At 69.0% G+C, this 19,466-nt stretch carries 14 protein-coding genes; 6 read left to right on the top strand and 8 right to left on the bottom strand.

Annotated features, from left to right (window positions below; translation table 11 throughout):
• Positions 1 to 6: 6 nt before the first annotated feature.
• On the top strand, positions 7 to 798 hold the full coding sequence (locus VGI12_04860; GenBank protein ID HEY2431986.1) for a DUF4097 family beta strand repeat-containing protein: 792 nt from the start codon (positions 7 to 9) through the stop codon (positions 796 to 798).
• Here the strand turns inward: VGI12_04860 and VGI12_04855 are convergent.
• Complete coding sequence (locus tag VGI12_04855) at positions 779 to 1,708, bottom strand: hypothetical protein (protein ID HEY2431985.1); 930 nt, start codon at positions 1,706 to 1,708, stop codon at positions 779 to 781. The genes VGI12_04860 and VGI12_04855 overlap by 20 nt on opposite strands.
• 137 nt (positions 1,709 to 1,845) lie before the next feature.
• On the opposite strand from VGI12_04855, the gene VGI12_04850 reads away from it, so the two are divergent.
• Complete coding sequence (locus VGI12_04850; protein HEY2431984.1) at positions 1,846 to 2,088, top strand: hypothetical protein; 243 nt, start codon at positions 1,846 to 1,848, stop codon at positions 2,086 to 2,088.
• A 56-nt stretch (positions 2,089 to 2,144) separates the two neighbouring features.
• Here VGI12_04850 and VGI12_04845 read toward each other — a convergent pair whose 3' ends face one another.
• Both VGI12_04845 and VGI12_04840 read right to left on the bottom strand, forming a co-directional pair.
• On the bottom strand, positions 2,145 to 3,164 hold the full coding sequence (locus VGI12_04845) for a DUF3810 family protein (protein ID HEY2431983.1): 1,020 nt from the start codon (positions 3,162 to 3,164) through the stop codon (positions 2,145 to 2,147).
• Positions 3,161 to 4,417: an NAD(P)/FAD-dependent oxidoreductase gene (locus VGI12_04840; GenBank protein HEY2431982.1), complete on the bottom strand. Its 1,257-nt coding sequence runs from the start codon at positions 4,415 to 4,417 to the stop codon at positions 3,161 to 3,163. The genes VGI12_04845 and VGI12_04840 overlap by 4 nt, the downstream gene beginning before the upstream one ends.
• Before the next feature lie 43 nt (positions 4,418 to 4,460).
• Between VGI12_04840 and VGI12_04835 the strand changes: the two genes are divergently transcribed.
• Complete coding sequence (locus VGI12_04835) at positions 4,461 to 4,724, top strand: hypothetical protein (GenBank protein ID HEY2431981.1); 264 nt, start codon at positions 4,461 to 4,463, stop codon at positions 4,722 to 4,724.
• On the opposite strand, the gene VGI12_04830 is transcribed toward VGI12_04835, so the two are convergent.
• Both VGI12_04830 and VGI12_04825 read right to left on the bottom strand, forming a co-directional pair.
• Positions 4,699 to 7,887 carry a CHAT domain-containing protein gene (locus VGI12_04830; protein HEY2431980.1) on the bottom strand — a complete coding sequence of 1,063 codons (3,189 nt, stop codon included), beginning with the start codon at positions 7,885 to 7,887 and terminating at the stop codon, positions 4,699 to 4,701. The genes VGI12_04835 and VGI12_04830 overlap by 26 nt on opposite strands.
• Complete coding sequence (locus VGI12_04825) at positions 7,884 to 8,573, bottom strand: energy transducer TonB (GenBank protein HEY2431979.1); 690 nt, start codon at positions 8,571 to 8,573, stop codon at positions 7,884 to 7,886. Before VGI12_04825 ends, VGI12_04830 begins: the two co-directional genes overlap by 4 nt.
• Here VGI12_04825 and VGI12_04820 point away from each other — a divergent pair.
• The gene (locus VGI12_04820) at positions 8,547 to 8,879 is read left to right on the top strand and encodes a hypothetical protein (GenBank protein HEY2431978.1); all 333 of its coding nucleotides are present in this window, start codon (positions 8,547 to 8,549) and stop codon (positions 8,877 to 8,879) included. The genes VGI12_04825 and VGI12_04820 overlap by 27 nt on opposite strands.
• A gap of 82 nt (positions 8,880 to 8,961) precedes the next feature.
• Here the strand turns inward: VGI12_04820 and VGI12_04815 are convergent, their stop codons facing one another.
• Positions 8,962 to 9,303, bottom strand: coding sequence for a hypothetical protein (locus VGI12_04815; GenBank protein ID HEY2431977.1), 342 nt, complete (start codon positions 9,301 to 9,303; stop codon positions 8,962 to 8,964).
• A gap of 75 nt (positions 9,304 to 9,378) precedes the next feature.
• Positions 9,379 to 9,930, bottom strand: a complete 552-nt coding sequence (locus VGI12_04810) for a YIP1 family protein (protein ID HEY2431976.1) — start codon at positions 9,928 to 9,930, stop codon at positions 9,379 to 9,381.
• 402 nt (positions 9,931 to 10,332) lie between these two features.
• Between VGI12_04810 and VGI12_04805 the strand changes: the two genes are divergently transcribed.
• Complete coding sequence (locus VGI12_04805; protein HEY2431975.1) at positions 10,333 to 12,363, top strand: molybdopterin-dependent oxidoreductase; 2,031 nt, start codon at positions 10,333 to 10,335, stop codon at positions 12,361 to 12,363.
• A gap of 17 nt (positions 12,364 to 12,380) precedes the next feature.
• Complete coding sequence (locus VGI12_04800; GenBank protein HEY2431974.1) at positions 12,381 to 14,810, top strand: ADOP family duplicated permease; 2,430 nt, start codon at positions 12,381 to 12,383, stop codon at positions 14,808 to 14,810.
• 61 nt (positions 14,811 to 14,871) lie between these two features.
• Here VGI12_04800 and VGI12_04795 read toward each other — a convergent pair whose 3' ends face one another.
• Positions 14,872 to 19,464, bottom strand: coding sequence for a translocation/assembly module TamB domain-containing protein (locus VGI12_04795; GenBank protein HEY2431973.1), 4,593 nt, complete (start codon positions 19,462 to 19,464; stop codon positions 14,872 to 14,874).
• Positions 19,465 to 19,466: the final 2 nt, after the last annotated feature.

Genomic DNA, 19,466 nt, shown 5'->3' with positions numbered 1-19,466 from the left:
GCTGCCATGACACGCTGGATTGCCCTCTCCGTGTTCGCCACCGCCGCCGCCCTCAGCGTGGGCTGCGACATCGTCACCGCCGACATGCGCGCCGAGCAGTCGACGCAGTGGCACAAGAGCTACTCGCTCGACCGCAACGGCCATTTCGAACTGCACAACGTCAACGGCAAGATTGTCGTCGAGCCGTCGACCGGCAACACCGTCGACGTCGACGCCACACGCAAGGCGCGCGGCGCGTCGGACGAAGCCGCCAAGGCGGCGCTCGACCGCGTCAGCATCGTCGAGGACGTCGCCGACGGGCGGATCCGCATCGACACGAAGATCGCCAAGACCGAAGGCCTCTCGTTCCTGAGCGGCAGCGTCACCGTGGAGTATCACGTCAAGGTGCCCGCCGGCGCCGACGTGAAATTCGCCACGGTCAACGGCGGCGTCGAGATCACCGGGCTCGACGGCACCGTGGTCGCCGAAACGACCAACGGCGGCGTCACCGCCCACGGCATCGGCGGCAGGCTGGAGGCCAACACGACCAATGGCGGCCTCGACATCGACCTGGCGCGGGTGCCGGCAGGGGGCGTCAAGCTCGGCTGCGTGAACGGCGGCATCGACGTGCGCCTGCCGCGCGATGCCAAGGCGACGATCTCAGCCCGCATCACCAACGGTGGCATCAACACCGAGGGGCTGAACGTCGACGCGGGCGGCGAAAACACGCGCCGCCGTTTCGAGGGCACGCTCAACGGTGGTGGACCGCGCCTGGAAATAGAAGGCGTGAACGGCGGGATCACCCTGGTCGGACGATAACGGCGGCCCGGCGCGCGCGCCGCGCGAGCAGCCGCAGCAGCGCCGCTTCCGTCGCCGTGGGACCCGCCATGGCTCGCGTTATCGAGCCGTCGAGATACGCCTCGATGACGGCCGGGTGGACGTAACACTTGCGGCAGACCGCCCGGGTGTTCCCCAGCCGGCCCGCCACCTGGTCGATCGCCTGCGCGATCGCCTTCCGTCCCGCGGTCGCCGAGCCGGACGGCTCGCCGTCGCACAGAAGCCTTGCCGCGAGCAGCGTGCCGGCCCAGGTGCGAAAATCCTTCGAGGTGAAGCCCCTGCCGGTGATCTCGCGCAGATAGCCGTTGACGTCTTCCGACCCCACGTCGACCACCCGGCCTTGCTCGTCGAGATACTGAAACAACTCCTGGCCGGGCAGGTCGCGGCACTGCTTGACGATGCGCGCCAGGCGGTGGTCGTCGAGCTCGAGCTGGTGCTGCACGCCGCTCTTGCCTCGGAACATGAAGCGCACAGTGGAACCGGACACGCGCACGTGCCCGTCGTGCATCGTGGTCAAGCCGAACGACCGGTTCTGCCGCGCATACTCGTCGTTGCCGACGCGAATGAACGTCACCTCCATCAGCTTGACGACCGCCGCGAGCACCTTCTCGCGAGGCAGTCCGCGGCGGCGCAGATCGCGGGCGATCCGTCGCCGGATCGCGGGCAGCGCGCGGCCGAACTCCGGCAGCCGTCCGTACTTGTCCTCATCGCGCACTTCCCGCCAGCGCGGGTGATAGCGATACTGCTTGCGGCCACGCGCGTCGCGCCCGGTCGCCTGCAGGTGGCCGCGGGGATCGGGACAGATCCACACGTCGGTCCACGCCGGAGGAATCACGAGCGAGCGGATGCGCGCGAGATCGCGGGCTCCGGCCCGGCGGCCGTCCGGTCGCACGTAGCGAAAGTGTCCGGCGCGGCCGAGGCGCCGGAGGCCGGGGGCGTCGTCGACAGCGTACCGGAGGCCTGCCGCCCGCGCCGACGTCTTCGGATCCCGCTGTGTTAAAATGCCAGCCTCCCCGCCGGAGCTCGACGATGAAATGCCCCCGCTGCGCATCGACACGCGTCTATCCGTCGCGGCTGCGTAACAACTGGGAGCGCATGCGCCTGAAGTTGACCGATCGGCAGCCCTATCGCTGCCACGAGTGCGACTGGCGGAAGTGGCGCGAAGTCGAATTCCTGTCCCCGAGCGCCGACGTTACCCCCGACGACCTCCGCAGCGGGCGCGGTGCCGATGCCGTGACGCCCCCCAACGTCGACGACCTCGATCCAGTCTAGGCTCCGCGCTTCCGTCATACCCGCCAGCCGGCGAGAACTGCAAGGCGGCTGCCCGCTCAGGGCCGCCTCGGATATCCGCTGTCGTCGAGGACCGTTCCGAGGATGAGCTGCACGACCGCATCGTAGCTCTCGACGCCGCGCTCGACACGGTTCGCCTTCAAATACGTGTCATAGCCCTGACGCGCGGCGACGCGCAGCACACGGCTGGTGTGGGCGTAGCGATACGCGATCGCGGTCAGGTCGATCCGCGGCCCGATGTCGAGGAGTGCACCGAGCGGCCGGCCCGGCGCGGCATAGCCGATCATCTCGAGCGCGGCGCTGTATTGCGCCACCGGCTCGCCGTGGCGGCAGGTCAACCAGGCGATGAAGTTCGCTTCAGATTCGTCGGCGTAGCCGGCCAGATGCGCCCACTCGTGAGCGACGACGAACGGCCGCTCGACGTCGAAGAGGTCAGGCGCGACGAGCGTCTCGAGGAAAAACGGATCGGTCATACCGGAGACCGAGATCTGGTGAAAGTATCCGCCGAGCAGCGTCTGCTTTGGACGGCCGGTGATGATCGGCACGCCGCCGCCGAGCGCGGCGATCGTGCGCTCGAAACTCGCGGCCAGCGCCCGCTCCGAGAACGTCGCCGGATGGGCCGCCGCATAGAGGCGGTTGAGCGCGGCGGCGTTCGCGGCGCCAAGGTCGCGCGCGGTCTGTTCGCTGATCCGCCGCCGGTCGAACACCAGCTTCTCGGTGAGCGGCACGCGCCGGTAGTTCAATCCCCAGAGTCCGAGAAACGCCAGGTAGGTGACCGCCGCGGCTGCCACGAGCGCGCCGGCCGCGGAAGGCAGTCCCCGTGTCCAGCCACGGTCGCGCACGCGCCGATACACCAGCAGCGCGGCGGCCGCAACGGCTGCCACCCACAGGACATCGAAGAGCGCGAACGGCACGAGGTTCGACGTCGGCGTCAGCACGCGCTGCAGTCGCGGATACGCCAGCGTCGAGTACCAGCGCTCCACCACGACGGCAGGGATCGGCAGCACGGCGGCGGTACTCGCGAGGGCCACAAGGACGGCGAGCGTGCGGGTTTTCACTCCCCGTCCGTATCGACGCCGGTGATCAGCCGCACCGCGCGATCGTAGCTGGCGTAGGCCCACGCCCACTGGATCATCACCAGCAGCCGGTTGCGGAACCCAATCAGGTTCAGGATGTGGACAAACAGCCAGGCAAGCCAGCCAATGAACCCCTTGAGCTGTAACGCCGGCAGATCGGCGATCGCAGCGGCGCGGCCGATCGTCGCCATGTTCCCCAGATTCCTGTAGCGGAAGGGGCGCAGCGGCTGCCCTCCGACGGCGCGGACGACGTTGCTCGCGGCATGCGCGCCCATCTGGATGGCGACCTGCGCCACTCCAGGCAGCGGACTGCCGTCGGTCCCCGCGAGCGTGGCCAGATCGCCGATCACGAAGACGTCGGGGTGTCCGGGTATCGTGAGGTCCGGCTGTACCTGCACGCGGCCGGCGCGATCGAGCGGCACGCCGAGCATCCCGCCCAGCGGCGACGCCGCGACGCCGGCGGCCCACAGCACCGAGACGGCCTCGATGCGCTCGCCGCCCGCCTCGACCACGCCAGGATCGATGCGCGTGACGGGCGTGCCGGTCCGCACCTCGACACCGAGCCGCTCGAGATCTCTCCACGCGGCCTCGCGGAGCGGCGCCGGAAACGTCGAGAGGATCGCGGGACCGGCCTCGATTAGGATGATGCGCGCGGCGCGCGTGTCGACGCGCCGGAAGTCGTGCCGCAGCGTATGCCGCGCGATCTCGGCGAGCGCGCCGGCGAGTTCGACGCCGGTCGGCCCACCGCCGACGATGACGAACGTCAGGTTCGGGTGACGGTTGGCGAGCACCGAGTCGCGCTCGGCCGCCTCGAACACGCTGAGCACGCGGCGTCGGATGGCGAGCGCGTCCTCGAGCGTCTTCAGCGCGGGCGCCGACGGGCGCCAATCGTCGTGTCCGAAGTAGGCGTGGGTCGCGCCGGCGGCGACGATCAGGTAGTCGTAGGGACAACGCGCCCCGTCGCGGAACGACACCTCGCGGGCGGCGGTGTCGATCCCGACGACCTCGTCGAGGAGCACCTCGACGTTACGCTGCCTGCGTAGAATCCAGCGGATGGGCGACGCGATGTCACCCGGCGACAGCCCTGCGGTGGCGACCTGATACAGCAGGGGCTGGAAGACGTGATGGTTGCGCCGATCGACCAGCGTGACGGCGAGGTCGTGGCCGCGCAAACGGCGCGCGGCCTGCAGGCCGCCGAACCCGCCGCCGATGATGACCACGCGCGGCCGCGCCATGTCCTCAGCATAGCTGGAAGCCGTTTTGCACTGTTAACAACGCGTGAGGATCGCCAACCACATCGTCAGCTGGAGTGGCGCGCGGCTGCCGAGACGGCTGTCGCGCAGCCTGCCGTGGCTCGGCGCGGCGATCGCGCTGATGACGGTGGCCGGCGCCATGAAGCGGAAAGGCGTCGTGCGCGGCGGTGTCGACACGGCGCTGAACGCAATGCCCGTCGTCGGCGCGATGAAGGCCGTCGCCGAGATCGTGCGCGGCCGCGATTTCATCCCCGATCGGGCCGTCAATTCCCTCCCCCGACGAGCCTGAGCCCGGCCCAGAGCGACGGCGGCGCGTTGGCGACCCGCGCCGCCGCAATCGCCGCGCGCCACGCCTGGATCGGCGACAAGCCACCGGCGAGCTTTGCGTGGAATGCCGCGGCGACGGCGTCGGCGGTGAAGCCGTCGGCGGGCCAGCGGCCGATAACCATCGTAGAGGCGCCGGCCGCGGCGGCCGCCCACGCCATCGCGTCCATAGCGTTACCGACGCCGGCGGCGCCGAACGCCGAGCCGTCCGACAGCACGACCACGCGGGCACGGCCGGCCAACCTGAACCACTCCCGGACCTCCAGCCGTCCGTCTTCCTCCGGCGCGTCTCCAGTCGCGGCGAGCAGGACCGACGACAGGAGCGGCGCCGTGGCACTCACCTGGAGCGGCGCCTGGGCGTGCAGCACGTCGGCGCTGCCGACGAGGGCACGGACGGCCGACTCGCTGGCGTCGGCCGCCGCTCGAACCGGGACACCCTCGCTGTATGCCCTCGCGTCGGCCTCGGCGGCAGCCAGCGAGGCGGCGGCGTCGGGGGCCCGCCACGACGGCAGCATCAGCGTCATCTGCGCGCGCACGGTGTCGGGGATGGCCGGAGCGGCGACAATTGCGGCTGTCCGGTGCTCGGGAAGCGGCGGCGCCTGACGCTCGAGCGCCAGCGTCGCAAGCGATGTGGCATAGGTGACGGTTGCCGAGGCGGGAACGCCAGACAGTGCCTCGAACGGCACTTTCCAGAGCAGATCGTCGGGAACGAACACGAGGCGATCGCGGCCGGCGAGGCGCGGCGCGATCGGATCGATCAACGCGGCGGCCAGCGGGGCGGCGTGCCGGCGCCACTCGGCCGCGTCCTCCAGCACGTCAGGCTGCATCGCGGCGGCCAGCGCGTCGGCGACGCCGCGGCGGTCGAACGGCGCGGTCACGGCCTCCACGTCGGCGCCGTGCTCAGCGCGCGCGACGGTCACGGCGAGGAGTTCGTCGTCGTTCAGCAGGTAGGCGACCAGCACTCCGCCGTCGCCGGGAACGAGGTCGGCAATCGCCGAGGCCGACAGCGGCGGCTGGGGGAGGCCACGCCACCGCGGCAGGTCCGGCAGGCGGCCATAGAGCGTCCCCTGCTGGTCGGTCCGTTTGGCAACGAGCTCGGACAACTGGCGATCGAGCTGCTCGAGCCGTGCCGCATCGTGACGCGGCGCCTGCGACTGGGCGCGGAGCTTGACCCGGGCCGAGATGATGTCGCGCGCGATCGCCTGTTCGTCGGCCAGTTCGGCCGCGCTGGCGCCCGGAGCCACGTCGTGCTCGAAGGGGGCCAGACACACGCGCCGAAGGTGCGCGCGCCGGCCTTCCATGGCGGCAAGGGCTCCGGCGGCATCGCCCTGCGCCGCACGGGAAAACGCGAGACCGGTCCACGCGCTGGCGCTGTCGTTCAACTCGGCGCGCGCCTCCGTATTCGTCGGCGCGTCGGCGGCGAGCCGATCGAGCACGGTCGTCGCGCGCGTGAAGGCCTGCACCGCCTCCTCGAGCCTGCCGAGTTTGCGGAGTGCCTCGCCGGCGCGGACTGACCCGCGCCAGGCGAGGTCCTCGCTCTTCAGCCCCTCGGCGATCGCCGCGACCTTGCCGGCACTGTCGAGTGCGGCGGCGTGGTCGCCGGCCCCCGACTGCGCCATCGACAGCCCGAGCCACGCGCGGCCGACGCCGTCGTTGTTGTTCTGTTGCTCGAACAACGCGATGGCGCTCCGATATGCGGCGATCGCGTCGGCGAAGCGCTCGCGCGCCGACTGGCTGAAGCCGATACCCACCCAGGCCCGCGCGATGCCGTCCGGCATCTTGACGGTCTCGAACCGGGTGCGACTCCCGGTGTAAGCGGCCAGCGCGGCGTCGAAGCGGCCCGCCACGAGTTCGGTCATGCCGAGCGCAGCGAGGACGCGGCCCGCTCCCTCCGGATCCTTGTCGTCGAGCCTTCCCGCTTCCTCCAACGAGGCCCGCGCCTGGTCGGTGTTACCGACACGGAAATACAGCTCGGCGATGCCCTCGAGCGCCGACGCCACGTCGGGGGTCAGGCGCGCGTCCGCCGCCAGGGCGGCGCGGGCGTCGGCGAGCACCTGGCCGTAGATGGCGAGCGCGGCGGCAACGTCTCCCTGCGCGCCCAGGACGCGCGCGAGGCCGCGGCGGGCGTAGGAGGCGCCGGCCGGATCGCCGCCCTCCACGAGCGATGCGAGGCCGCGGCGATAGCTGGCGAGCGCGGCATCGTAGTCGGCCTGCAGATATTGGATGTTGCCGATGCTGACCAGCGTCCGGCCGATCGACGAGGCGTCCTCGTTCTTCTCGTAGATGGCGAGCGCGTCGCGGTAGAGACCGAGCGCCGGGATGTAGTCCGCCTGCGAGTACGCGACCGACGCCAGCCCGAACAACGCGGCGGCGGCGGTCAACTGATCGTCGATCGCGCGCGCGACCTCGAGCTCCTGCCGGTAGCCGTCGGTCGCGGCGGCATAGTCGTGCAGGAAGTACGCGGCCTGCGCGATATTGTGAAGCGAGTTGGCCTCGCCGTGGCGGTCGCCGGACGCGCGGGCGACGTCGAGGGCGATCCCGAAGAGCTCGCGGCCGCGGAGATAGTTTCTCTGCAGCGTGATCGCCATCGTCGCCCGCTGCGAGATGGCGAGGCGCGCCTGCACCAGATCGGGACGGCTGATCTTCTCGTAGCGGGCCGGCCGGTCGGCGGGCGCGGCGGCGATCAGATCGTCGGCGATCGCCTCGGCGAACGGTCCGTCGCGCAGCAGCTTCCAGCCGCCGCTCTCCTTCCGCCAGACCTGCGACTCGAGCAGCGCGGTCCGCTGCGTGTTCGGCTGGCCGTCCTTCATGGTGAGACGCGTGCGCAAGGCGCTGACGCGCAGGCGCGCCTCGGCGCCGGCGATCTCAACGCTGCCGATTGCGACCTGGAAGCGGTCCTCGGCCGGCTCGCCGAAGACCGCCAGGTACGCGTCGCGCCCGGGGCGCGGGTCGGCCGCCGCGCTCCAGAACGCGACGGCCCGATCGGCGTCGCGCGCGGACTGCGCGTCGTAGTACTGCTGTACGGCAGCGCGCAGGGCCTCTTCGTCCGGCGACACCGGTGCAGCCGGCGTCGATGGAGATTGCGCGATCGCGAGCCAGAGCGTCACCGCCAGAAACGCCAGCGTCATGGCTGCAGCGTAAATCGAACGGTAATCGTCATCAGGACGGAAACCCGGCGCCCGTAATAGATCGTCGGCGAATAGCGCCACTGCCGGACGGCATCGAGTGCCGCCTGGTCGAGCATGGGCACGGAACGGAGGACTCGCAACTCGGTGACACGGCCGCTCGTGTCGAGTACCGCCTCGAGAATCACGGTGCCTTCAATCCGGGCCGATCGCGCCACCTCGGGATAGACCGGACGCGCGTCGACGAGCTTGCGCGGCTGCTCGGGCAATTGGGCCGCCCGGACCGTCGGGGCAGCCGGCGGCGGTGGCGGCGGAGGTGGCGGCGCCGGGACGTCGGTCGACAGCGTCCCCGCATCCTCCCCCACGCCCAACGGCACTCCACCGGGCACGGCATTTATTGGCCCAGCCGGAGGTGCCGGCGGCGGCTCGGCCAGGATCCGATCCGGCGGGGTCGTCGGCGCGCCCGTCGGGACGGCCGCTCTGCGCGAAGGCGTCGGGGGAGGCAGGACCGCCGGAGGCGGCGGGAGCGGCGCGGCCAGCATGTACGTTGGGATGGCAAGTAGCGGAATCGGCGGGATGATATCGCCGACAACGGGAATGACGACGAGCACGAGCAGCACCACGACATGCACCACGATCGAGACGGGGACGCTTCCGGACAGATGGCTCCGCAGCTGTTGTCGCGCCATGGGACGCTCCTTTCCCTCGCCACCGTTGGACACCGGCGGCATGGCGCGCGTTCCGCCACGAACGGCGCGAACGTGGATTTACGGCAGGTCGACTTCGCCGCGCTTGCTGAGGAGGGGATTGCAGCGCAGGAGGCGCGCGCTCGTTTTCGCGAGACCGTGGACCACGCCGTATTTCTGGACGGCCAGCTCGGCGTAGCGGCTGCAGGTGGGCTGGAAACGGCACTCAGCGCCAAGACGGCGCATCACCCCGGATCCGTGGGCACGATAGAAACCGATCGCACCGAGCGTGGCACGCTCAGCGGCTGACGTCTGCAGCGTTCCACAGACGAGGAGCACGGCCGTGAGCGCGATGGCGGCCGCACGCGGCGACCGCCACCGGCGGCGGGGTTCAGAATTTGCTGGTGTAGTCACTCAAGACTGGCACCACCAGGCGTCCACCGTTCACGCCCTTGACGATTGCGACGATGTGCAGCACCAGGATACCGAGCCAGACGAACAGGTGCATGATCGCAAACAGACAGCCCAACGCCGGAATAAACGTCAGGATGGTAAGCACAATCCAGAGCACGACTTCGGCCGCGGTCAGGACCAGGCCGTTCTTCGCGTGCCACTGGACCTCCGCATCTTCCTTCTCGACCAGCAGCGGCACCAGGGCGAGCAGCCACAGGTACGCGAGCACGATCATGACCGTTCGGTTCTGGGAGACCTTGCCGGCAGGCACGTCCGCCATCTAATCCTCCTGAGCGAAATGGGCTGGGGGGCACAGTCTAGCGGAAACCAGCCGGGGCGTCCACGCCGCCCCCGTTCACTGAGTCAGCGCAGCGTGGGTGACCGCGGCGGCGAGCGCCAGCGGCAGGAATACCACGATGACGACGATCCAGCAGATGACGCCGGCGATCAGACAGACAATGATCGCGCGCCCGGTGTTGGAATAGTCGAGCGCCTGGCGTACCGCGATCACGCCGATCACCAGGCTCCAGACACCGACCAGCAGCGAGATCACCGGGCCGAGAAACGGCACGATCGCCGCCACGCTGAAGATGCCCGGAGACGCGGCGAACCCGACGGTCCGGAACACCTCGTTGAAATCCGCCTTGGTCGTCGGTTCCGGCATCAGCTTGGTGCCGATGAGAAAGACCAGGACCGAGAACAACGCGTACTCCGCGAGCGCGGCCACGAGGTGCACGATCCCGCCGATCACCCCGATGCGGAAGAAGTTGCCGATGAGCGCCGCGACGCCTGCGATGATGATCACGGTGACCGCCTGGCTGAACGCGCCCGGGTCGGCTTCGATCTCTTCGAGCGTCTTCACGTCCCCTTGAATCGCGCCAATCATCCGTCCTGTCAGATCAGCCATTCGGCACCCTCCATGAGCCCCGGCAGTGTAACTCAGCACGCGGTTTGCTCTTGTAACGGCCAGGAGGCTATAGCGACATGGACGACACATCCAGCAAAGACCGCGTCGGAGACGTCCTCGGGCTCGGCAATATATCCAGCACGACCGGACTTCCGGCCGACACGAACAGGCGCCATGAATCAGACGCCCGACATCGCCATCACCGGATGAGCGAGGGAGCGGACGAGGTGACGCCCGGACCGGCGGCGCCGGCGCGCAGCAGTGGAGCCACCGGTATCGACATGGGCGCCGGCGGCGAGGGCACGGACATCGAACCAGAGTGAGCGTCGGGCAGTCGGCAGTGAGCAGCTCACTGCTCACTGCCGCTCCCACTGACCTTGCTCACTCCCTCTATAATGTCGAATGGCTCGCCCAGCTCAGCCCGACGCCGAACGGTGGGGGCATTCGACCGTCCGCACCGCCTGTCCGCTCGATTGCCCCGATTCCTGCACCCTCGACGTCACCGTCGAAAACGGACGCATCCAAAAGATTGACGGCGGCGATGCCAACCCGGTCACGAACAATTTCATCTGCGCGAAGGTACGGCGCTTCGGCGATCGGGTCTATGGCGAGGACCGCGTGCTCCACCCCGCCGTGCGCACGGGCCGCAAGGGCGGCGGCACGTTCGAACGGGTGAGCTGGACGGAAGCGCTCGACCTCGTCGCGCGGCGGATGCTGGAGATCAAGGAGCGACGCGGGGCGGAAGCGATCCTGCCCTACTACTACGGCGGCTCGAACGGGCTGCTGACGCAGAATACGAACGACCTCGAGCTCTGGCGGCGTTTCGGGACGTCGCGCCTCGCCACGACGATTTGCGCGGCCCCGACCGGCGCCGCCAACCAGGCGCTCTACGGGAAGATGCCTGGCGTCAGTTACGAGGATTATGTCCACGCCCGGCTCATCGTGCTCTGGGGAGTGAATCCCTCGGCGTCGGGTATCCACCTGATTCCCTATCTGAACCAGGCGCAGGAGGCAGGCGCCACGCTGGTGGTCGTCGACCCGCGACGCACCTCCCTCGCGAAGAAGGCGGACCTGCACCTGGCACCCCGCCCCGGAACCGACCTGCCTCTGGCGCTGGCGCTCCACCGCGTGCTCTTCGAGGAGGGGCATGCCGATCCGGCGTTCCTGGCCGAGCACACGACCGGAAGCGACCGGCTGCGCACGGCCGCCGCGCCGTGGACGATCGAGCGGGCCGCGGCGGAAGCGCAGATCGAGGCCACCGATCTACGCCGGCTGGCCGATCTCTACGTGCGCTCGGCTCCGGCGCTGATCCGCTGCGGATGGGGCGTCGAGCGCAACCGCAACGGCGGCAACGCAGCGGCGGCGATCCTCGCGTTGCCCTCGGTCGCCAACAAGTTCGGCGTCCGCGGCGGCGGCTTCTCGATGTCGAGCTCGGCAGCCTTCGGGCTGAAATCGGCGCAGTGGCTCGACGCGCCCGAGCCGGCGACGCGGCTCGTCAACATGAATCACCTCGGGCGGGCGCTGACGTCGTACGACGCCCCGCCCGTCGAGATGCTGTTCGTTTACAACGGCAACCCGTTGACGACGGCCCCCGATCAGAACCGCGTGCTGCAGGGGCTCGAACGCGAGGACCTCTTCACGGTGGTCTTCGAGCAGGTATTGACCGACACCTGCCGCTTCGCCGATGTCCTGCTGCCGGCCACGACCTTCCTCGAGCAGTACGACATCGCCAAGTCGTACGGGCCGATCACGCTGCAGCTGGTCCGCCCGGTGATCGAGCCGTGCGGCGAGGCGCGCACCAACGCGCAGGTGTTTTCGGAGCTGGCCGAGCGGCTCGGCGTCGGCACCGCCGAGGACGAAATCGATACGCTGCTGCGGGTCACCACGCGCATGGACGGCCCCGGCCGGGAGCTGATGGAGCACGGCAGCGCTACACCGCCGCACGGCGGCACGCCGGTGCAGTTCGTCGACGTGTTCCCGCTGACGCCTGACGGCAAGGTCGACCTCGATCCCGACACGGTTGCGCACGACGCACCGGCGGGGCTCTACGGCTACCAGGCGGATCCCGGCAGCGACGACTTCCCGCTGGCGCTGATTTCACCCGCGTCGGAGAAGACGATCTCGTCGACACTCGGCGAGCTGCGCAAGCGCGCCGCCATGCTCCACATCCATCCCGCCGACGCCGCGGCGCGCGGCATCGCCCAGAGCGATCCAGTACGAGTGTTCAACGCGCTCGGCGAGATGCAGTGCCCGGCGAATCTCAACGCGGACGTCCGTCCCGGTACGGTCGCCTACGCCAAGGGCGTCTGGCGCCGGAACAGCTACAACGGGTCGACCTCGAACGCGCTGGTGCCCGACACGCTCACCGATCTGGGCGGCGGCGCCTGCTTCAACGACGCCAGGGTCCAGGTCGCCCTGCTCGGCAGGCACTAGCCAGGCCAAGGACTTTCTTGCTGGACAGCCTCGCCGCGGATCTCCGATATGCGCTGCGTATCCTCCGCCGGAACCCCGGTTTCGCCGCGACGGCTGTCGTCTCCCTGGCAGTCGGGATTGCCGCCGCCACCGGGCTGTTCAGCATCGTGAATGCCGCGCTCCTGAATCCCTTCCCATTCGCTGACGTCGATCAGATTGTCAGACTCGGCACGCTCGACACAGGGAGGACGCGGGGTCTGTCTGTCACGGCTCGCCAGCTCGTCGCCCTCCAACAAAGCGAAGTCCTGAGCGGCGCCTTCGTCTTGAACACCTGGGAGATGACGCTGACCGGCCAGGACCTCCCGGAAACGGTGCGCACCCAGTACTATTCCGCGAACGGTCTGGACGTACTCGGGGTTCCACCCCTCCTCGGACGAGTCTTCCACGAGGCGGACGGTCCGGCCGGCGAGCAGGCCCAGCGGGTCGTCGTGGTCACCTATCGGTTCTGGCAGCGCCACTTCGGCGGGCGGCCCGAGGCCGTGGGGCAGACCCTCCTGCTAAATCGCGAGCCCTACACCGTGGTCGGCGTGCTGCCCCGGCAATACTTTCCCACCGGGCCGGAGGTTGTCGTTCCCATTGACCTGACGTTCGACCCGAAAGTCGCCTGGACCGTCCAGGCCCGTCTCAAGCCCGGCGTGACTCCACGCATGGCGGAACAGCGACTTCAGCCGATCTTCGACCAGTACGCCAAGGACGCCCCGCAACGCTTTTCGAAGGAGGTGCGTCCGCTCGTACGAGGTCTGGTGGAGTCACAACGGGAGGACGGGTCCGTGCCGACCCTCCTGCTGATCTTCGCGGCGTCTCTGTTGCTGCTCCTGCTCGCCTGTGCGAACGTGTCCATTCTGCTGTTGGCGCGCGGCACCTCGCGGGCGTATGAGTTCGTCGTGCGCGCCGCCCTTGGGGCCAGTCGTGGACGATTGATGAGGCAGCTCCTCGTGGAATCGCTGCTCCTGGCGGTCGCAGGCGCCGCGCTGGGCGTTGCGGCGGGCTACTGGGGCCTGCCGGCCGCGCTCAGGCGCTTGCCCCCCAATTCGGTTCCGGTCGGGAACCTCGTGGCCGTGCCCGTCAATGTACCGGTCTTGCTCTTCAGTGCGGGCCTTGCGATGGCGTCGGCCCTGCTGTGTGGATTGTCGCCGGCCTTGTCATTTTCGCGCCCGCGCCTCACGGCGGCGGTCCGGACGACCGCCGGCGCCCAAGGCCGGCGAGCGCATCATCTCCTGCTCGCGGCTCAAATCGCGATGACGGTGCTACTCCTCGCGGGCACTGGTGCGGCTGTCCGTGTGCTCATCGATCTGTACCGGACATCACTTGGCTACGATCCGCACGACGTGATCGTCGCGACGATCAACCTTCCAGAGAACGCCTACAGGGAATGGGCCGGCCGCGCCACGTTCTACGAGCGCCTGCGGGATCGCATGGCAGGGGTGCCCCAGGTCGAGTCGGTCGCGCTCGCCACCTACAGCGGGATACCACCGCGGTCGGGTGAACGGGCAGTAGTCGAAGTTCCCGGGCGGGACACGCCGGGAGACGAAGCGCCGATTCTCCAACGGATCAGCGCCGACTACTTTTCGACGATGAAGATCCCGCTCATGCGAGGCCGCGTGTGGTCAGATTCAGAGAGCGGTGGAACGCCCCACGTCGCCGTCGTCAACCAAACGATGGCTCGTGAGCGTTGGCCTGACAACTCCGCGATCGGACGGCGCGTTCGAATGCCCGGGTACATCAAGCCACCCAACCCATTCAGGCTAGCGGCGCCCGGCAGCGACGGCTGGTTCGAGATAATCGGTGTTGTCGGCGACACACCCAATATCGGTCTCCATGACCTGCCGGCGCCGTCGATCTACGTGCCGTACACGCTCATGTTGAGCGATTCCCTGAATGTGATCCTGCGGACGAGTCACGAGCCGCTTTCGATGACCCGTTCGATTCGGGAGGCGGTGCGTACCGTCGATCCAAATCAACCGGTGAACGGGGTACGCACGGCGGAAGACGAGCTGGCCAACGCGGGATGGGCGCGTGAGCGGTTCGTGACGTTGCTGTTGCTCGGCTTCGCGGTGTGTGCGCTGATGCTCGCAGTGGTCGGACTCTACAGTGTCGTGTCGTACGCGGTGTCCTGCCGGTCCAGAGAATTTGGCATCCGTATGGCGCTCGGCGCCGGTCGCGGGCGCATCGTCAACGCCGCGGTGCTGCCGGCGGCCGCGGCCATCGTCGCGGGCCTCTTCGCCGGTCTCGTACTGAGCGTGGGGCTGAACAAGGTTGTCGCTCAGTGGTCGATCGGCAGTCTGAATGATCCGGTCATGCTCGTCGCGGTCAGCCTGGTGCTGTTTGTCACGACGATGATGGCCGCCGCGATTCCAGCGAACCGAGCTGCCTCGATTCAGCCGGCAGACGCGCTTCGGATCGACTGAACGAAGGCCCGCCGCGCCGCTGGTTGCCACCGCAATTCGAAGATAGTCCGGCGTCTGAACGCTAGTAGCTGAAGAAGAAAATCAGGTCAACGCCCGCCCGCTCGACCCGCCGCTGCGTCAGGCGGTTCGCCACGCCGCTCGACTGCGGCGCGGTCTGCAGGTCGAGGCGCAGGAATTTTGCCAGCTGGTACTCGAGCATGAACTCGGTGAAGCTGCGGTTGCCGAACTGCTGCCGGAACTGCACGAATGCACGATCGCTGACCTGCTTGCCGAGCGTCACGCCGCCGGCGCTCTCTCCCGTCTCGGGATCGGTCGTGGTGATCTCGAAGAGATCGACGTCGAGCGCCTTGCCGATCGACTTGCCCAGCGACTGCGCGACGAAGCCGCTGGCGATACCGCCCGCGGTCTCGGCGAGCGACGCCTTTTCGCCGGAACCGAGGTCGTTGATGTTGCGGTTGAACACGATGAGCGACAGGATGTCGGCTTCGTCGAGCGGCGGATCGCTCGTCAGCGTCAGCTTCGGCGCGCGCGGCGTACCGGTGACGTGGATGCGCGCGGTCACCCCGGTGTTGGGAATCAGGCGCTCGGCCGTCACGTTGAGCAGCGGGTTGATGTCGGCGCCGCCGGTGAACTGCGCCGTGCCGCCGCGCTGCAGCGTGAACCGCCGCCCCTGGAATTCGTAGAAACCGCGCACCGTGTCGGCGGTCCCGCGGATCGTGATTGGGCCGTCGATCTTCTTGACAATCTGCACGTCGGCGCCGACCGTCGCGTTCAGCGAGCCGACCGCCATCGTGCTCGGACCGCCCGGGTGGAGGTCATCGCCTCGCATCACCAGGTTGTCGGGCGCGACGAGGTGGACGTCGAGCGCAAGAGCGGAGAAGAGCCCGGCCGGCGGTGGCGTCGCTGGGGCGGTCGCATTCTGTCCCGGCGCCGCGGCGGCCGCGATGGCGCGCCCCTTCTCGAGCGCCGCGCGCGTGGCCTGGTCGGCCCCCATGCTCGACGTCTCGGTGTCCTCGGCCGAGACCACATCGGGCAGCGCCTGCTCGGAGTACGGGCTCGCGGTGAGGAGGAGGATCCGGTCGATCTCGAGGCGCGCCGCGTCGGCGTGCACCTCTCCCTCGATCCGCGGACGCCGCAGCTCGCCGGTCAGCTTGAGGTGCGTCTCGAGATGGACGTTCCCCAGCTCGTTGTCGAACAGCTTGAAGTCGTCGGCGTCGATCGCCACGTCGACGGCCCCCCCCTGGAGCTCGTGGACCGCGAGCTCCCCCTCGATCGTCAGCGCCTTGCCGTGTTGATCGAGGATCTGGAATCGTGGGACGCGAACCCGATCCGGCTGCAGCTCGATGCGGGTGGTCATGCCGGTGAACCGCGTCCCTGCCTGCGGAATCGAGAAGGCGCCGTTCTGAAAGTCGACGAACCCGTTCAGGTGCGGATCGGCGGCCGTGCCGGTGACCTGGACGTCAGCCTGAACCGTGCCGGTCACGTTGGTGATCTGACGAGTGAACCCCTGCACGATCCCGAGATCGATGCGCGTCGACTGCACATGCAGATCGATGCCCTGTCCGGGCGCCGGGGTGACGTGCTCGTCGCCAGGCGCGGCCTTCGCGGTGAGCGCGCTCATCGGCGCCGTTCCCGCCGCCGTCAGTTCGACACCCGGCGCCTGCACCAGCCGCGCGTCGATGGCGATGCGGTCGTTGACGAATGAGCCGTCGGCGGCAAGCGACTGATATGTGAACTGCTGGAACCCGCCGTTCTGCACGTCGACGTGCCCTTTCACGTCGGGCGCCTTGGCATTGCCCGACAACGTCGCGTTCGCGTTGAGGCGTCCGGTGAAGCCGCGGTCTTGCATGGCCAGCTTCTCGAGCTGGGCGAGGTCGACGTTCTTCGCCTCGACGGTGAGGCCGCCGATCTGCGGGTTACTGCCCAGCGCGAAACTGCCCGAGGCCGCCAGCGACTGATCGCCGTTGACGAGATGCAGGTCGTTTACGGTGACGCGGTTCGCGCCGTATTCGATCGCCGTCTGACTGCCGGGCGCCGTCTTCCACTCGACGCCCTGCGTGCGCAGCGCCAGCGACGGCAGGTGGATCTCCTGGTGGTCGGGATGAAAGACGACCGAGCCGGACGCGTCGAGCTCGCGGGGCTGGTTGGTGGGGCCGCCGTCCGGTCCCGCCGCGAGATGCGTCTGGAAGTCGAGCGTCTGATTCGCGTAGGTCGTCGCGAGCGTCAGCGTATTGATCTGGAGGCCGGCTGCCTGGATGAACGAGCCGGTCGTCTGGGCCTGCACGGCCGCCCGCGTGAACTGCAGGTCGGGAACGGTCACGGTGTAGTGGCTGTTGAGGTCCAGCGCCTTGTCGTCCTGGTAGCCGACGTTCGATCCGTCGAGTGCACCGGCGATGCGCAGCGACGAGCCGTTCCCGGTGATCGCGCCGTCGAGGATGGCGGACCCCGACAGGTCCGGCTGACCGGCCAGCTTGCCAAGCGCCGCCAGGTCGCTGGCGGCGACGTGATACTTCACGTTGGTCTGGCCGCTCTCGTCGAGCACGATCGGGCCGGAGGCCGTCACGTCGAGATCTGATGCCTTCACGGTCGCCCGCCGCAGCACGCCGCGGCGGTTCGCGTACTGCCCTTCGATATCCGCGCTGTCGATCCTGAACCCGGCCACCTCGCTTGGGGCGATGGTCAGCCGACCATCGGCGGTGATCGCGTCGGCGGTCATCGGCGCGTGGATGTTCGCGATGCCAAAGGCGGCGTCGACGGCGCCGTTGACCTCTCCTTTGTATTGCGGATCTTTCGCGATCCGCGCCGGATCGAAGCCGCGCAGCTCGCCAGTGGCGCGGCCGTTCACCGCACCGTTGGCGAGGTGCGCCTCGACCACGAGCCGCGGCACCGTGCCGCCGTAGATGTGCGAGTCCACGGCCGTCGCCGTGCCATCGAGCCGCATACGGTCGAGGGCAATGCCGCTGCCCTTCAGGTCGAAGGTCGTGTTGATGCGGCTGTCGTACTCCGGACTGTCGAGCGCGGCAATCTGGAATGCCTGCCCGACCCGCCGGAGGTTGACGTCCCGCACTTCACCGCGCGCCGCATAGGTCGCCGACTGAAGACCGGCCTTGCCCGGCCCGAACGCAACCGAAACTTCCGTCTGCGTGCCGCCGACGATCGTCCCGTCGGCGACGGTCGACCGTCCCCACGTCGCCGAACCCTCCACGTTCGTCGATTTCCCCGCCGATCCCTGCGCGTGGAACGCCTCGACGTTCAGGTCGGTCCTGACGCGTGGCGCGCCGGTCGCGCGCGGCAGCCCCGCGAGGTCGACGTGCGACGCTTGTCCGGTGACGTCGAACGCCAGCGGCTCACCGGTGGCGGAGGGCACCGTGACGGCTCCCTTCACGCTCGCGCGTCCGCCGTAGGCGTTGGCGCGGGCGTCGAGATTGACGCGGCGCCCCTGCGCCTGGGCCGAAAGATGGACGCCGGTCGTGGTGTAGCCCTCCGCGACGACGCGCGGGCCGTCGAAGGTGACCGTGCCGCGCACACGGTCGATGAGCGGCGCCGACGCCGGGTTCGACGCCAGCCGCACGTCCAGCTTCGCTGCCCCGGTGATGTCGCTTGTCCGCGACGGATCCTGAAGCAGCGGTGCCAGGTCGAGATGTTCGGCCGACACATCGCCGCGCAGTGCGAAATCCGGGGCCTGCGCGTCGCCTCGCAGCGTCCCGTGAATCGCTCCTGCCTCCGACGCGACGTTGACCGCCAGCTGCAGGTCGTTGTCGGGGCCGGTCGCCTTCAGATCGAGCTTCCCATGCAGGTCGTAGCCCTTCACTGGCGGGAGTACACCCGCCAACTCCGGGACCGACACGCGCGGCGCCGAGAGGCTGACTTGCAGCGAGGGAGTAGCCAGGTAGTTCCGCACCACGCCGTCGATCGTCGCGGAGCTCTGCGCGGTCTGCAGGAACAGCGTCTCGACGTGCAGATCGTCGTCTCGCGTACCGACGCGGCCGCTGAGCGCCGTGACGGTGAGGTCCGGCGCGTGGCCGTTGAACCCGACGCGATCGAGCGTCACGCTGTAGTGCACCGGTTCGTAGGCGAACCCGCCCTTCGCATTCAGCCCGTCGATCCGTGACGGCAGCCTGTAGAGCGGCGACGGGGCGCGATCGTCGATCGCGAGCCGGCCGTCGACGATCTCGATGTCGGGCAGCGACAGCGGCCGGCCCGGCCCCTGGCGATCCGCTTCCTGCTGCTGTCTCTTGACGAGACTCGCCACGTTCCAGCCGGCGGCGTCGTGCCGGAGCAGGGCGTACGGCCGCTGCACCACGATCCGCCGGACGGTCATGCCCGTCGACACGAGCTCGGCGAGGCTGTACTTGATCTCCACGTGCTCGAGCGTGACCACGTGCTCGCCGTTGACGTCGATGGCGACATCGCCGAGCTCGATGCCGTAGAACACATTCCCGCCCAGGCTGCCGATCGACACGGTGCCGTTGACATAGCTGCCGGCCTCGCGCACGACGAACCGCCGGAGCCAGTCGCGGAACCACGGCGTCTGCGAGGCGATGAGCGCCAGCGCAATGACGCCGACCACCAGCGTGCCGACGAACGCCGCGATCTGCAGCGTGCGGCGCAGATACGCGCGTGACCGAGAAGCTGGCCGCTGCCCCGATGTCATGG

Source organism: Vicinamibacterales bacterium (genome assembly GCA_036496585.1).
In the GTDB taxonomy this organism is placed as follows: Bacteria; Acidobacteriota; Vicinamibacteria; order Vicinamibacterales; family 2-12-FULL-66-21; genus JAICSD01.
Note: the sequence above shows the minus strand (reverse complement) of the source record. Positions and strands in the feature narration are given on the sequence as shown.

Coding starts and splice junctions, on each gene's coding strand:
- VGI12_04860 (HEY2431986.1), top strand. CDS start 7: ATGACACGCTGGATTGCCCTCTCCGTGTTCGCCACCGCCGCCGCCCTC.
- VGI12_04850 (HEY2431984.1), top strand. CDS start 1,846: ATGAAATGCCCCCGCTGCGCATCGACACGCGTCTATCCGTCGCGGCTG.
- VGI12_04840 (HEY2431982.1), bottom strand. CDS start 4,417: ATGGCGCGGCCGCGCGTGGTCATCATCGGCGGCGGGTTCGGCGGCCTG.
- VGI12_04830 (HEY2431980.1), bottom strand. CDS start 7,887: ATGACGCTGGCGTTTCTGGCGGTGACGCTCTGGCTCGCGATCGCGCAA.
- VGI12_04820 (HEY2431978.1), top strand. CDS start 8,547: ATGGCTCCGCAGCTGTTGTCGCGCCATGGGACGCTCCTTTCCCTCGCC.
- VGI12_04825 (HEY2431979.1), bottom strand. CDS start 8,573: ATGGCGCGACAACAGCTGCGGAGCCATCTGTCCGGAAGCGTCCCCGTC.
- VGI12_04815 (HEY2431977.1), bottom strand. CDS start 9,303: ATGGCGGACGTGCCTGCCGGCAAGGTCTCCCAGAACCGAACGGTCATG.
- VGI12_04810 (HEY2431976.1), bottom strand. CDS start 9,930: ATGGCTGATCTGACAGGACGGATGATTGGCGCGATTCAAGGGGACGTG.
- VGI12_04805 (HEY2431975.1), top strand. CDS start 10,333: ATGGCTCGCCCAGCTCAGCCCGACGCCGAACGGTGGGGGCATTCGACC.
- VGI12_04795 (HEY2431973.1), bottom strand. CDS start 19,464: ATGACATCGGGGCAGCGGCCAGCTTCTCGGTCACGCGCGTATCTGCGC.